The sequence below is a fragment of the Psychromonas marina genome (genome assembly GCF_030161115.1).
Classification (GTDB): domain Bacteria; phylum Pseudomonadota; class Gammaproteobacteria; order Enterobacterales; family Psychromonadaceae; genus Psychromonas; species Psychromonas marina.
This window is the reverse complement of the sequence record NZ_BSPQ01000001.1, coordinates 756,188-770,107: the sequence shown is the minus strand read 5'-3', so window position 1 is coordinate 770,107 and position 13,920 is coordinate 756,188. Positions and strand designations below refer to the sequence as shown.

The following is a 13,920-nucleotide window of genomic DNA, read 5'->3' as shown; positions in this document are numbered from 1 at the left end:
CGTTTTGTTTTAGGAATAAACATGATTATTGTACTTTCTCCTGCGAAGACTCTTGATTTTGAAACCCCCGCACCAACCGATGAATACTCAAACGGAACATTATTATCGGAGAGTGAACTGCTTATTGCGCGTTGTCAGCAACTGTCGATGCAAGACATTGCCTCACTGATGAAAGTGAGTGATAAAATTGCAGGACTTAACGTTGCTCGTTTTGCTGAGTGGCAACAACCACTGACAGTAGACAATGCCAAACAAGCGCTGTTTGCGTTTAAAGGTGATGTTTACACTGGTTTACAAGCTGAAACCTTAGCGCCTAAAGTACTTACCTATGCACAACAACATTTGCGTATTCTTTCTGGTTTGTATGGTTTATTAAAACCGTTAGATTTGATGATGGCATACCGTTTAGAGATGGGTACTAAGTTAGACAATTTACGTGGTACTAATTTATATCAATTCTGGGGTTCTATTGTAACGGAAGCGGTTAATGATGCTTTGCAAGCACAAGGGGATAAATTATTAGTTAACCTTGCATCGAATGAATACTTTAAAGCGGTAAAGAAAAAAGAGCTAAAAGGCGATATTATTACCCCAATCTTTAAAGATCAGAAAAATGGCCAATACAAAGTAATTAGTTTTTATGCCAAGAAAGCACGCGGATTAATGGCGCGTTATATATTAGAGAATGAGTTAACTGAGGTCGAGCAACTAAAAGGCTTTGATGTCGATGGGTATTATTTCGTACCTGCTGATTCAACGGCAACGGATCTGGTTTTTTATCGTGATGAAAGGTAAATAAAGCGTCGAGTGACGAGCTTCGAGAGTCGTTTCTCGAAACTCGAAGCTATCAGTTCTTTACTCTTCGCTAGTTGCTGCTTTCTTAGCGGCTTTAGCGGCGAAATCAGGTTTACCTTTAGATTTTTTAGTACGGTGACGTTGCTTACCCATCTCCTCTTTTTTCTTCTGACGTTTTGCTTTTTGAAGCTCTTTCACTTCTTTTTCGCGTGCTTTACCTTTTTTCGTCACTGGTTTCTTAGACTTACGTAAGCTTACCTTCGCTTCTTTGTTCACTGGGCGTAGTGATTTGATTACGCGACGTTTTAACACTTGGTCGGTGTAACGTTCAACCTTGCTTAAAATATCTACGTCATGTGCTTCAATCAGTGAAATTGCATTACCTTTTTTACCACCACGTGCTGTACGCCCAATACGGTGAACATAAATATCTGCACTGCGTGGCATATCGTAGTTAATGACGTGCGTAATATCAGGTACATCGATACCACGTGCAGCGACATCTGTTGCAATCAGGATATTAACGTTGCCTTCTTTAAATTGGCGTAATGATTCGTTACGTTTCTCTTGATCCATTTCACCACGTAGGTAGTTACATGGGATTTGTAGTTCAGCTAATTGAGCAACCAATTCTGTTAGGCGATCACGTGTTTTAACAAACACAATCATCTTTTGTGGTTGATCATGCAATGGCTCTTGTTGAAGAATAAATGCTAACAGTTGTAATTTATGTTCAGCATTATCGGCAAGATGAATCCACTGGTTAATTTTGCCACTTTCGCGACGAGAAACTTCAGCTGTTAATTGCGCTGGGTTAGTCAAAATATCACGAGAGAACTCACGTAAGCCTTTACCTTCTAATGTCGCTGAAAATAGAGAGGTATGTTTGCGCCAGCGTGTTTCACCTGCGATTCTGTCCATAGTATCGATAAAGCCCATATCTAACATACGGTCTGCTTCATCAAGCACTAATGTTTCTACTTCACGGCAATCGAATGCTTCTGCTTCGATATATTCCATCAAGCGACCTGGTGTTGCGATCACGATATCAACGTTTTCCATGATCACATCTTCTTGTGCTTCGTAAGAGATGCCACCAATGATATTACCAACAACCAAGTCGGTATCTTCAGTTAAGTTTTGTGCTACTTCGCTTATTTGCACTGCAAGTTCGCGAGTTGGCGTTAATATTAAAATACGAGCTGAACCACCTTTACGACGAGGAAAGTCAATTAAGCGTTGTACAGCAGGTAATAAAAAAGCTAACGTTTTGCCGGTACCTGTAGGCGCACTTGCCATAATATCTTGCTCATCCATAGCAACGGGAATAGCGAGCGTTTGAATGCTTGTCGGGCGTGTATGGCCCATTTTTTCTAGAGCATTTAAAAGGTGTTGGTCGAGTTCAAGCGCATCAAAAGACATGGGTTTTTCCAATAATAAAGGGGGTTTCAGTAATAATAGGAGCTATTATAAAACAAATCCCGATAGAATCGGGATTTTTAATGTGAAGTTACTTAAAAACATCGCTATAACGTTCATTGACCTCTATTATTTGATTTTTATGTTTCCTAAAGGCCTCGACTACCAGTGGGTCGAAGTGCAATCCTTCTTGATCATCAATAAATTGTAATACTTCATTCATTGGCCATGCTTTTTTATAACAACGGTCATGAGCAAGGGCATCAAATACATCTGCTAATGAAGCTATTCGTCCCACTAAGCTGATCTCTTCGCCTTTAAGGCCATTAGGATAACCGCTGCCATCCCACTTCTCATGATGTTGATAACTGATTAATGCTGCATATTTTAAGATGTCTTGGTTAGAGTAACGTACTAACTCATAGCCAATTTCTACATGAGACTGCATTATTTTCCACTCTTCTGGCGTAAATGAGCCCGGTTTGTGCAAAATATGATCAGGAATGCCGATTTTACCTAAGTCATGCAGTGGTGAAGCAGATTTTATCTTTTCTGATTCAGCGACGCTAAAGCCTAACTCAAGCGCTAAAATACGGGTGATCTCAGCAACGCGTCGAATATGATTTCCGGTCTCTTTAGATTTATGCTCAATCGCCTCACCCAGTAGGTAAACAATCTCACGCTGCCCTTCATCAATCTCATGACGAAGTTCCTCGTTATCAAAGGAGATCTTGGTGTTGCTGGCAAAAAGTTCGATCAGAGCAATATCTTGCTTTGAAAGAGGGGAAAATCCATCAACATAAAACATGACATTTTTTTCAGAGCTACTTTGCATACTTAATACAAAACAGTCCGGATTATAAATGTTTTTTTGCTCTGCCATGCTTTCTGAAATAAGCAGGGAAATATGATTAGGCAGTTTTTCGATATCATCAGGGCTAGTGAAGTGTGAGTATTCCCCACGCGCTTCTAATAAAAGAAACACATCAAGATCGCAATAAAAGCCAACAGCTGACAAATTATGTGCAGGAGTATTAGTGCACTTTGTCAGAAGTTTGGTTAAATAATTGATCGTTTCATCAACTAAGGATTCATAGGTGGTTGCATCAAATAAAACACTTGAAGATTCAACAACTAGCTCTAAGCCCTCTTTATTTTTGTTTAAATTAACAATATTTTGGTAAGAGCGTAATGTGGTACACATTAATGTATCGAGCTTAACACCACTTAATTCGGTTTTATTTTTATAGTCAGAAATATCGTATTCACGAATAATGGTTCGTTCTGGCGCTTGCCCAGGTTGTCCGGTACGGAGCACAATACGGGTATTTTTATTCTGAAATTCATTACGAACAGTTTCTATTAATTTTAGCCCGGCATCATCGGTTTCCATGACAACGTCTATTAACGCAACGGCAATGTCATCATGTTCTAAAAATAGCTGCTCAGCTTCATATGCGGAGTAAGCACTCAGGAAGTGTAAAGGTGTATCGTCCCACTCAAAATTTGAGAGTACGAGTTTAGTGACTGCATGTACCTCTTTATCATCATCAACAATCAAAACCTTCCAAGGAGAGAGATGTAATGAAATAGGGTCGTCAACGTCGGTTATATCATCCTCTATAAAAAGAAGATCACTATCATTCATAAATATATCTCAAAAACGTTGTATAAGGCTATATAAGCAGGCGTAGATTAAAAAAGCCGCCTAAAATATATCATTGCATTTTAGCAATTGGAAAATCATTATGATTGTATTTTCAGTTTGTTATAGTGATATTTACGTAAATTTATTGTAGTTTGTGACTAGTTTCACGTCTTACTTTCATCTTAGTTTAACAGTAGGTTGAATTTTAGTCGTTTTTCTTGTCCTCGCCAGTATATTATTTTAAAGGATCTATTGTGTTTAATATTAATTCTCTCGTTCAGCAACTTCCAAGCTCATTTATCAGTGCAGTGCAGCAAACTATCGACTTAAAAACCAAGCCGCAGGGTAGCCTTGGTTTGTTAGAGCCCCTTGCTGCCAAAATAGCCAAGATACAACATAGCTTATCACCTTCATTGAATGCGCCTTGTGTACTTATTTTTGCAGCAGATCATGGTATTGCCGATGAAGGCGTTAGTTTGTTTCCTAAAGCGGTGACGGAACAGATGGTATTGAATTTTTTATCTGGTGGAGCTGCGATTAATTGTTTTTCACGTCAGAATGGGCTTGATTTGACGATTGTTAATGCCGGTGTTAGTTGTGATTTTGTTGGTGTTGAGCATTCTGGATTTATCAATAAGCCGATTGCTAAAGGCACCAATAACTTTTCAGTCACAGAAGCGATGAGCGAAAAACAGTACTTGCAGGCATTACAGCAAGGCGCAGATATCGTATCAAGTAAATACAATGCAGGCTGTAATGTGATCGGCTTTGGTGAAATGGGTATCGCTAATACGACATCTGCAGCCGCGATTATGTCTGCGCTATTAAATTTATCAGGGGCGAATTGTGCTGGTAAAGGAACTGGTGTTGATGAGGCTGGGGTATTACATAAGGCTAACGTTATCGATCAAGCGATTGAATTACATCAATTAAAAGCTGCTTCACCCGCACAGGTATTACAAAAAGTTGGTGGTTTTGAAATTGTGATGATGGTGGGGGCGATGCTAAAGGCTGCTGAGCTTTCAATGTTGGTGCTAGTAGATGGTTTTATTTGCTCTGTTGCAGCATTGGCTGCGAGTAAAATGGAAGCAAACTTCATTGAATATACGCAATTTTGTCATCAATCTAATGAACAAGCGCATCAGCGATTATTAGCAGCGATGGACGTACAGCCGTTATTAAATTTAGGGATGCGACTGGGCGAGGGCTCTGGGGTTGCAGTGGCTTATCCGCTAGTTGTCTCTGCGGTTAGCTTCTTTAATGAAATGGCTTCCTTTGCAGATGCTGGTGTTTCAAATAGTGAAGGTTAAACCTGTGAATAAAGGGGAAATGCAGTAATGAATATCGTGTTACAAAACTTAAGGCAGCAGTTGATCTTGTTCTTTTATGCGCTCTCTTATTTTACACGTGTACCTATCCCTCGCTGCATTGACTTTGATGATGAGCAATTTCATAAAGCCAATGTTTATTTACCTCTTATTGGACTGGGTGTTGCACTTGTGATGGGCGGGATATTTTATGTTAGCCAATTAATTTTTTCGATTCCTATTAGTCTCATTCTAATGCTTATAGGAGGGCTATTATTAACTGGCGCATTGCATGAAGATGGCTTTGCCGATTGCTGTGATGGCTTTGGTGGCGGTTATAATGCGGCTCAGCGATTAAAGATAATGAAAGATAGCCAAATCGGCAGTTATGCAGGTATTGGTTTAGTTGTTCTATTTATATTAAAACTTAATGTACTAATCGAATTAACTGCAATTAGTTATTCATCTTTGTTTATTGCTTTGTTGCTTGCCCATACGTTAAGTCGTTATGCAGCCTTATTTATTATGCAAACATTACCTTACGTGCGCTTAGACAAGCAGAGTAAGGTACAGTCGTTAGCAACTAAATTACCTCAAGGTTACTTTATATTCGCTTCACTGTGCGCACTTTCTAGCTTATTGCTGCTATCGCCCGCGAATGCAGTAAGTATTGTAGCTATTAGCGTAATAGCTACTTTTATATTGCGTCAATTATTTTTGAAAAGCCTACAAGGTTACACAGGAGACTGTTTAGGTTTTGCTCAGCAGTGTATTGAATTGATTATTCTATTGCTTCTAACCGTGGTACTTCAGGCATGAATACGCAATTAAATATCTACCTAATTCGTCACACTAAACCGTTGATAGCGACAGGTACCTGTTATGGGCAACTTGATTGTCCTGTATCTGATGATTATGAACAACAATTAGCTAAAATTAGTGGTTGTTTTAAGGATAAAAAGATAACTGCTATTTATAGCAGTCCGTTGCAACGCTGTTCGCTACTAGCTGAAGATCTTGCTAAAGTGCACCTTAATAAGGGGGCAACTCTTCTACAATCTAATCACGCTCAAGCAAGTTATGTTCAATCAACGCATAAACAGTCCGTCATTTATGATAAACGCTTTAAAGAGATTAATTTTGGCGACTGGGAAGGGGAAAAATGGAATGATATCGCGCGTATTAAAATAGATGAGTGGAATGAAAACCGCTTATATTTTGAATTCCCCAATGGTGAAACTCCAGCTCACTTTCATGATCGTGTTTTACAGGCCTGGTCGGAACTTATTACAACAAATTTCCTTACCCAAAATCCCATCAATATATTACTCGTAGCACATTCTGGTGTTATTTGTAGCACTCTGTCTAGGTACCTCGAACTTTCACTGGAAAATGTGACCGAACTTACGGTTGATTATGCCAGTATCTCCCAAATCACCTTGAAAAATAACAAGTTAAAGCAGGTTTTTGTCAATCAAAAATCAATCTAGGTTGGTGGTTAACTTGTTGATATTTATATTATTATTTTTTATTTCTTCTGGTTTTTAGTGTTCTGGATCCCGTTTGTAAATCCCCGTTGTGATAGTTATCACTAAACCAAAACTTTGCTGCTTGCAAGCTATTGAGTTGCTTGCATTGATCCGTATTATCCCTTCTCGAAGAAGGGGCATTACCTTCTATAAATAACGATTTGAGTGATACTCATAAGTTAGCAAATATGATCAATATTTAGGTTTTAAGTCATTTGCTTTATATGGAAATAAACGAGTTTCTACGTGGGAATTGTAGAAGGACAAAGACCTCCGAACGAATTATTAAGGAATATAATATGTTTAAAAAAACACTTGTTGCAGCAGCGTTAACAACGCTTGCATTTTCAGCTTCAGCTTATGAAATTGGCGTAAATGAAGAAATTCCAGTTACTGTTTATGGTGTCGCTGCTATCTCTGCAGTGGATTACAATATTAGTGATAATCGTAATGCTCAGACTGGTTATGAACTTGAAAATGAGTCTCGTGTAGGCTTTCGCGCAGGTAAAAATATGACCGATGATTTGCATGTTTTTTTGCAAATTGAATCTGGCTATGTGGGGAATTTTGGTAATGGTGGTGCAGGTGCTTCAGGATCTTTAGGTGTACGTGATACCTTTATCGGCTTAGGTGGCGATTGGGGTAAAGTGCGTTTTGGTCGTGTATTAACACCAATGTATGAACTAATCGATTGGCCATTTTCTAATCCTGGTCTAGGTGCTGTATTTGACTGGGGTGGTACGGTAAAAGGTTATAACGATCGCCATTCTGACCAAGTTCGTTACGACTCGCCAACATGGTCTGGTTTTAATTTTGCGGCATCTGTTGGTCGTGGTGATTCAAGCAAAGAAGGTTCAAACTTCGTTGGCGCCAATATAAAGTATACTGTAAGCACGGTGACATTAATGGCTGCTTTTGAAAGTAATAAAAACTTCAAAGGTGGAGAAACCATAGAAAATAGTGATGATACAACGACCTACAAAGAGGGCGGCGATGTTAATACTTACTTCGTGGGTTTTGAAGCGGGTCTTCCTGGTGGTTTCAGCATCGCTGGTGCATTCAAGCAAGCAGATGCTAAAGACCGTTTCATAAACGGAGATTGGGAGTTCCAAGATGGTGACGCAAGCCAAGGCTCTTATTCTTTAATCGCACAATACTGGAATGGACCTTTTGGACTTCGAGCGGGTTATGCAGCAACGCTAGATTCTGAAATTAATGGTGAAACGCAAGATGATGCTGATAACATCGTATCATTGCAAGTAATGGGTAATATTAACGGTTTCGTACCTTATGCACGTGTTGCTGGTCGTACGTTGACTTCAGTTAATGGAACAAATGCGGACACTGATGTTGTGTTACGTGTTGGTCTTGAATACGGTTTTTAAATATTAGTTAATTAATATTTAAAGTTACTTTAAAAAGTAAAGTGATTAAAATAGTCTCCATATAACGCTAGCTTATGCTAGCGTTTTTCGTTTAAAAAGGAAGTTATAAAAATGCTCAAAAAAATATTTTTTTTAAGTTCAGTGCTATTTTTGTCAGCTTGTGCAACAAATCCAGAAGGTATGAGCAGTGAGCAGTTTGCAAATAACGCTAAGTTGACGACGGGTTATAACGTTACAGAAGTTATAGGTGAAAAAATTCGTCTGATTAACTTAACTCATCGTAGCCGATTACAGGTTTTGAGCTCTGATGCGACATTGCGATTAAAAATTGGTGATCAGGAAACGTCAACACTGATCTTTAATCTGCAATTTCTTGAAAATCAGCAGCGTTATGCTTTTGCATCGATCAATAATATCAGCCAGAAAGCGGTTAAAAGACAAGAAACGGTTAGGCAATGTGATGAACAGTGCTCTGTTACTCAGTACATGATTTTAAATATTAAAACGGATGAACTTAAACTGGCACGAGAGAGTGGTTTGATTTTCTCTATTAATAATACCGCTACTAGTACCGATTTTACCTTTAAGCTACCGAGCAACTATATCGATGGTTTATTTAAAAGATATGAAAAAGAAAAATCGATCTCAGCAAATATTACACCTGTAGTCATTGAAACCAGTGCGCAGAAAAGCAAAGCAATTGAAATGAGCCAATACTGGTTTAATGAGTTGGATAGTGAAGAGCAAATTACTTTTTCGACTTGGTCTATTACAAACAGTAAGCAGCAGTCTAGTATTGCTGACGGTAGCAAAGCGTTGCAAATGGTGCGTTATTGGTATCAGAAAGCGACAGCAGAAGAACAAAAAAAATTACGTATTTGGGCTGTAGGCAATATGAAATAGGATTGTCGTTATACCGGTTTACACATATTTTACTCTGTGGTTAAAGGTTGTTGTTTTGGTCATGCTCCAACCTTTAACTGAATATTGGACTGAAAAGATATGTTACCTACTGCTAGGAAAGGTTTTTTAGGCTTTTCTTGTTAAGTTATACTTTACTCTCCCATACAGCATTCATTAATTTAACCCACTGCTTTATTATCTAGATCCCTTTATATGCTCTACACGGGCATTAACCTGCTTTTTCGTCACGTAATATTGCTATTGATAAGATGACTGAGCTAAAAGTAGTGTGGGAAAGTCTCTTCAAAATTCCTCTGAGCAAACGAATATCACGGCTTTTTCCTATTTTGTATAACAATCCAACGGAGGTGAGGGCGTAATTGATTTTTATTTACTCAAATCTGATTGCATTCTAAGAAATTTTTTCACTAGAGGCTGTTTCACCTCTTGTGAAAGAGTACAACTGTAGGGAATACGGTGCTATGCGCTTAAAAAGTGGAACAAAATGTAGCCGAACATAAGCTTAAAATTGTCGTTAAATTATGTCATGTCGATGACTATTTGAGATGCTGTTGTTCTTTACTTTAAGATATAGCGGCGTTATTTGTTTGTATAACCATTTAACTTACTGATTAAATGGGTTAATTTTATTTTTTTCTTGTTTTTATGTTTTCATGTAAATGACTGCTTTTAATTCATATATTGTTGAATATGCTGCTACATTTTAAATGTTTAAATATCATTCAACCCATTGTTTAAATTAATTAAAATCTATAACTGATCATTTCATACTTCTCCCTTTTTATATATTTTGCGACGCAAATTAAGTATGTTCTTCTTGTGTGGATCGTCATCACAAAAAAGCCTGTTTATTTGATCTTGAGCGTCTTGAAAAGTGTTGCTAATCGTGTTTTTTATGCACTGCCTGCATATAATTTTAGTCTGATTTTAATTGTTAAAATATTGTGATAAATCTCTTTGTTTAAAGTTTAATCAGTTAAATGTCGTTGATAATTTGCACTGCGAATGTAGTATTGGTTCAAGCAAACGGACGATGTAGATGCTTCGTCCGGTGCAAATTAAAAAGAAATGGTTCGCTTTTTAATCAACGGTCGTTATTTGTATCTGATGTATAAATGATGATTTTAAGTGTTAAAAAAACGTTATAACAATAAGTTTGGCTTCATGGACATGGATTTATGGATTGCGGAAGCCAATAAACAATTATGTTTATCTAAGGAATATTATTATGTTTAAGAAAACTCTTGTAGCAGCAGCGTTAGCGGCAACAACTTTCAGTGCAAGTGCAGCAGTTCAATTAGCAGGCGATGCATTTCAAATCTATGGTCAAGCTGCTGGTTTTGCACATCAAACAAACTTTGACGGTGACGAAAGCAATCTATCATTCGTATTAGAATCTCGTATCGGTTTCCGTGGTGTTGTTGAGTTTGAAAATTTTTCTCCAAATTTCGTATGGCAAATTGAAGGCGGAAACGCTGATAATGGTGCTAAATCTGGTCAACTAGGTGCACGTGATACCTACATTGGTCTTGATTTTGAAGGTGCTGGTTCGCTTAAATTTGGTCGTCAATTAGTTGCGGCTTACAATCTAGTGGATTGGCCACATTCAAATCCTGGCCTAGGTAACGTATTCGATTGGAATAACGATATCGATGCTGCTTACCAAGATCGTGCTGATAATACATTACGTTTCGATTCAGCGACTTGGGCTGGCTTTAACTTCTCTGCTACTGTTAGTAACATGGAAAAAAGCTTCGACCAAACGGTTTACAGTGCAGCGATCTCTTACACGCCAATTCCAATGTTAAACCTACACGCAGGTTATTACGGTCAAGCTGACTACGATGGTACAGCCGTTGCAGAACCAGAAAAGTATGTTATTGATGCAGACACTGGCTTAATCAAGCTAAACCCTCTATGGACAGCATGGAATGCCCTTGGTGGTGCTAACCAACCGGTTGAAAAAATGGATGGTAATAACTACGCAATCGTTGGTGCTGGTTTATACATCGATGCATTCACTGCCACTCTTGCTTACAAGCAAATGGATAAAGGCGATGATTCACAGGGCGCGCTATCGGCAACGGCACAATATGTATTTGATAGCACTTACGTAGTTAAACTTGGCTATGCTGAAGCATTTGAATCAGACAATGCAACTGAAGATAACAGCGACGTAGCGATCACGGGTCGTTTAGGTTACTTACTACCAAGCACATACCTATACTTTGATGTTCGTAACTACAACATGAACGATGGTGAAACTAAAGCAACTAACTTCCTATTAGGTGCTGAATACTACTTCTAAACCCAAAGTAGAGTAGGTACACTTATTAAGCACCTATTTTAGGTGCTTTTTTTTTTGAGAGGAAATTATGGCCTGGTTTAAAAAATTAGTTATTTCATTATTCGCTGTTTGCGCGTTTTCTGCACAGGCAACCATTAACGTTTCTATGCACCAAGATTTAGAGGTATTAGTCTTAAACAATAAAAATGTTGGTTTTACCATCTTTGGTAATAATAAGTTCACCCTCGAAAATGGTAAAAACCAGATTGTTGTACGAGTTTCAAAGTTAGTTATTAAACAGGGTGAAAAAGAAAAGTTTAAATCAGAGCCGATTGTTATTAACTTTGATATTAATGATGCCAATTTAATGATCTCTCCTTCGAGAACATTTATGCGAGTTGAAGAGATACAGGGCTTTGATAAAAACCCAGTGGTCATTGTCACTCAAGAGGGTCAACCTTTAGATGTTGAACAACAACTTTTAGAACGCGGTGTTGGTATTTCTCGTGATTACGCTGCAGAATTAAAAGCACAAAATGGTGCTGATAACATTTCACAACTAGCAGCTAATACTGCCGCTGTCAGTGTTGCTAAAGTAACAACTGCCTCCCCGATTAAAATGAGCCAAGATCTTTTCATTAAAGCCTCTGAATCTGAAAAAGAGCAATTTACTGATTGGGCATTTGAAAATCGTAAATCGATTAAATCTGAACTAAATGGTGAAGGTAAAATTTTACCGATGCTTGAATACTGGTATGAAAAAGCAAATCTTGATCAAAGAGCCGAGCTATTAACTTGGATTTTAGCTCACTAATTTTCCCCGTTAGACTAGATTATAAGATTAAAACAGATGGCCACCTTTATATATAAAGAGTGGCTTTATCTCTCCTGTTTAAAACCGATAAAGATCAATATACTCATTTTTAAACTGCTTTAAATTGTCGGTTTTTCGTCCCTTTTTATACCCGTTATTTGGGCATAATAAGCCACCCTGATATATCTCTTCTATTTGCTTTCTGATTTTCACTATTCCCCTATTTTTACTGCTGTTTTTCATAAAATCTGTGTGTTAAAATCGCGCAAATTCAGTTGTCAATTTTATTAATTTTACTTATTTCTTTAAGGAAGAATGAAATGTTACAGAAACATAAAACGTTAGGGGTTTTATTAACGCTTATTGCAGTTCTCTTTCCGCCTGCTTTATTTGCAAGTGGTGGTGAGGCAATAGACTTGACCTCTCATGGTATCGGTTACGCGGCATTACTTATATTTGGTATCGCATATTGCTTAGTGATGCTGGAAGATGTGATCCATTTGCGTAAGTCTAAGCCTGTATTAGTGGCTGCCGGTATTATCTGGGCGATGATCGGCTTCTATTATTCACAGCATGGTATGAGCCATGATGCAGAAGCGGCTTTTCGTCATAATCTATTAGAGTATGCAGAGCTGTTCTTCTTCCTACTAGTTGCCATGACGTATATTAATGCCATGGAAGAGCGTAAGCTTTTTGATGCATTGCGTGCTTGGATGGTTAATAAAGGTTTTACGTTACGTAATATATTTTGGTTAACAGGTGTCTTAGCATTCTTTATCTCACCCATTGCTGATAACTTAACAACAGCACTATTGATGTGTGCGATTGTGATGAAAGTGGGTGGTTCAAACCATAAATTTATCGCTGTTGCCTGTATTAACATCGTCGTTGCAGCAAATGCAGGTGGCGCGTTCAGCCCGTTTGGCGACATTACAACGCTAATGGTTTGGCAGAAAGGCATGGTACCTTTTACTGATTTCTTCCAGTTATTTATCCCATCAGCAGTTAATTTCCTAGTACCCGCGGTTATTATGAGCTTTGCTATCTCTAATGAGGTTGCTAAAGGTGATGGCGAAGTGGTCTATATGAAACCCGGTGCAATGCGCATTGTTGGTCTATTTTTAGTGACTATCGCCTTTGCGGTAATGGGCCACTCTTTCTTAGGCATGCCGCCAGTACTAGGCATGATGACAGGTCTTGGTTTATTGCAGTTCTTTGCGTTCTACTTACGTAAAACACATAAAAAGCATTACGATAAAGAGATTGCTAAAGCGAAAGATGTAAAAGAACATGAACGTTTACGTACCCTAGGTGACGGCGCGCCATTTGATATCTTTGGTAAAGTTGCTAAAGCAGAGTGGGATACCTTGTTATTCTTCTACGGCGTTGTTGTATGTGTAGGTGGTCTAGGATTTATTGGTTATTTAGGCATGGTTTCACACGCAATGTATGCTGACCCATCATTTATCACTTGGGCAAATGTATTAGTCGGTATCTTATCTGCGATTGTCGATAACATTCCGGTGATGTTCGCTGTATTAAGTATGGAACCAACGATGAGCCAAGGTCAATGGTTATTAGTGACATTAACTGCAGGTGTGGGTGGTAGTATGCTTTCTATCGGTTCTGCTGCTGGTGTTGCATTAATGGGACAAGCTCGTGGTATCTATACTTTTGGTGCACATATTAAATGGATGCCGGTGATTGCACTCGGTTATGCGGCGAGTATTATGACTCACCTATGGCTTAATGCTGACCTATTTACTGGTTAAACGGCTTAATAAACGTAAGGTGTTATTTATACATCTTGTG

General features: G+C 38.3%; 11 protein-coding genes. 9 read left to right on the top strand and 2 right to left on the bottom strand.

Going from position 1 to position 13,920, the window contains the following annotated elements; genetic code table 11:
- The first annotated feature begins 21 nt into the window (after positions 1-21).
- Entirely contained in the window at positions 22-795 is a 774-nt protein-coding gene (yaaA, locus tag QQK09_RS03650; RefSeq protein WP_284202758.1) for a peroxide stress protein YaaA, read from the top strand.
- A 60-nt stretch (positions 796-855) separates the two neighbouring features.
- Here yaaA and srmB read toward each other — a convergent pair whose 3' ends face one another.
- Together srmB and QQK09_RS03640 are read right to left on the bottom strand one after the other, a co-directional pair.
- Positions 856-2,217, bottom strand: coding sequence for an ATP-dependent RNA helicase SrmB (gene srmB / locus QQK09_RS03645; RefSeq protein WP_284202757.1), 1,362 nt, complete (start codon positions 2,215-2,217; stop codon positions 856-858).
- A gap of 88 nt (positions 2,218-2,305) precedes the next feature.
- Positions 2,306-3,862 (bottom strand): HD domain-containing phosphohydrolase, encoded by a 1,557-nt coding sequence (locus QQK09_RS03640; protein ID WP_284202756.1) that lies wholly within the window; start codon positions 3,860-3,862, stop codon positions 2,306-2,308.
- Between the two features lie 254 nt (positions 3,863-4,116).
- Here QQK09_RS03640 and cobT point away from each other — a divergent pair, with 254 nt between their 5' ends.
- The 8 genes from cobT to nhaD all read left to right on the top strand — a co-directional run bounded on the left by cobT (position 4,117) and on the right by nhaD (position 13,880).
- Positions 4,117-5,172, top strand: coding sequence for a nicotinate-nucleotide--dimethylbenzimidazole phosphoribosyltransferase (gene cobT / locus QQK09_RS03635; protein WP_284202755.1), 1,056 nt, complete (start codon positions 4,117-4,119; stop codon positions 5,170-5,172).
- A 27-nt stretch (positions 5,173-5,199) separates the two neighbouring features.
- Positions 5,200-5,988 carry an adenosylcobinamide-GDP ribazoletransferase gene (locus QQK09_RS03630; protein ID WP_284202754.1) on the top strand — a complete coding sequence of 263 codons (789 nt, stop codon included), beginning with the start codon at positions 5,200-5,202 and terminating at the stop codon, positions 5,986-5,988.
- Complete coding sequence (gene cobC / locus QQK09_RS03625) at positions 5,985-6,659, top strand: alpha-ribazole phosphatase family protein (RefSeq protein ID WP_284202753.1); 675 nt, start codon at positions 5,985-5,987, stop codon at positions 6,657-6,659. The genes QQK09_RS03630 and cobC overlap by 4 nt, the downstream gene beginning before the upstream one ends.
- Before the next feature lie 338 nt (positions 6,660-6,997).
- Positions 6,998-8,083 (top strand): porin, encoded by a 1,086-nt coding sequence (locus tag QQK09_RS03620; RefSeq protein WP_284202752.1) that lies wholly within the window; start codon positions 6,998-7,000, stop codon positions 8,081-8,083.
- Between the two features lie 111 nt (positions 8,084-8,194).
- Positions 8,195-8,986, top strand: coding sequence for a hypothetical protein (locus tag QQK09_RS03615; protein ID WP_284202751.1), 792 nt, complete (start codon positions 8,195-8,197; stop codon positions 8,984-8,986).
- 1,249 nt (positions 8,987-10,235) lie between these two features.
- Positions 10,236-11,315 carry a porin gene (locus QQK09_RS03610; protein WP_284202750.1) on the top strand — a complete coding sequence of 360 codons (1,080 nt, stop codon included), beginning with the start codon at positions 10,236-10,238 and terminating at the stop codon, positions 11,313-11,315.
- 67 nt (positions 11,316-11,382) lie between these two features.
- Entirely contained in the window at positions 11,383-12,108 is a 726-nt protein-coding gene (locus QQK09_RS03605) for a DUF2057 family protein (RefSeq protein ID WP_284202749.1), read from the top strand.
- A 320-nt stretch (positions 12,109-12,428) separates the two neighbouring features.
- Positions 12,429-13,880, top strand: coding sequence for a sodium:proton antiporter NhaD (gene nhaD, locus QQK09_RS03600; RefSeq protein WP_284202748.1), 1,452 nt, complete (start codon positions 12,429-12,431; stop codon positions 13,878-13,880).
- The last annotated feature ends 40 nt before the right edge of the window (positions 13,881-13,920 follow it).

Coding starts and splice junctions, on each gene's coding strand:
- yaaA (WP_284202758.1), top strand. CDS start 22: ATGATTATTGTACTTTCTCCTGCGAAGACTCTTGATTTTGAAACCCCC.
- srmB (WP_284202757.1), bottom strand. CDS start 2,217: ATGTCTTTTGATGCGCTTGAACTCGACCAACACCTTTTAAATGCTCTA.
- QQK09_RS03640 (WP_284202756.1), bottom strand. CDS start 3,862: ATGAATGATAGTGATCTTCTTTTTATAGAGGATGATATAACCGACGTT.
- QQK09_RS03630 (WP_284202754.1), top strand. CDS start 5,200: ATGAATATCGTGTTACAAAACTTAAGGCAGCAGTTGATCTTGTTCTTT.
- cobC (WP_284202753.1), top strand. CDS start 5,985: ATGAATACGCAATTAAATATCTACCTAATTCGTCACACTAAACCGTTG.
- QQK09_RS03620 (WP_284202752.1), top strand. CDS start 6,998: ATGTTTAAAAAAACACTTGTTGCAGCAGCGTTAACAACGCTTGCATTT.
- QQK09_RS03615 (WP_284202751.1), top strand. CDS start 8,195: ATGCTCAAAAAAATATTTTTTTTAAGTTCAGTGCTATTTTTGTCAGCT.
- QQK09_RS03610 (WP_284202750.1), top strand. CDS start 10,236: ATGTTTAAGAAAACTCTTGTAGCAGCAGCGTTAGCGGCAACAACTTTC.
- QQK09_RS03605 (WP_284202749.1), top strand. CDS start 11,383: ATGGCCTGGTTTAAAAAATTAGTTATTTCATTATTCGCTGTTTGCGCG.
- nhaD (WP_284202748.1), top strand. CDS start 12,429: ATGTTACAGAAACATAAAACGTTAGGGGTTTTATTAACGCTTATTGCA.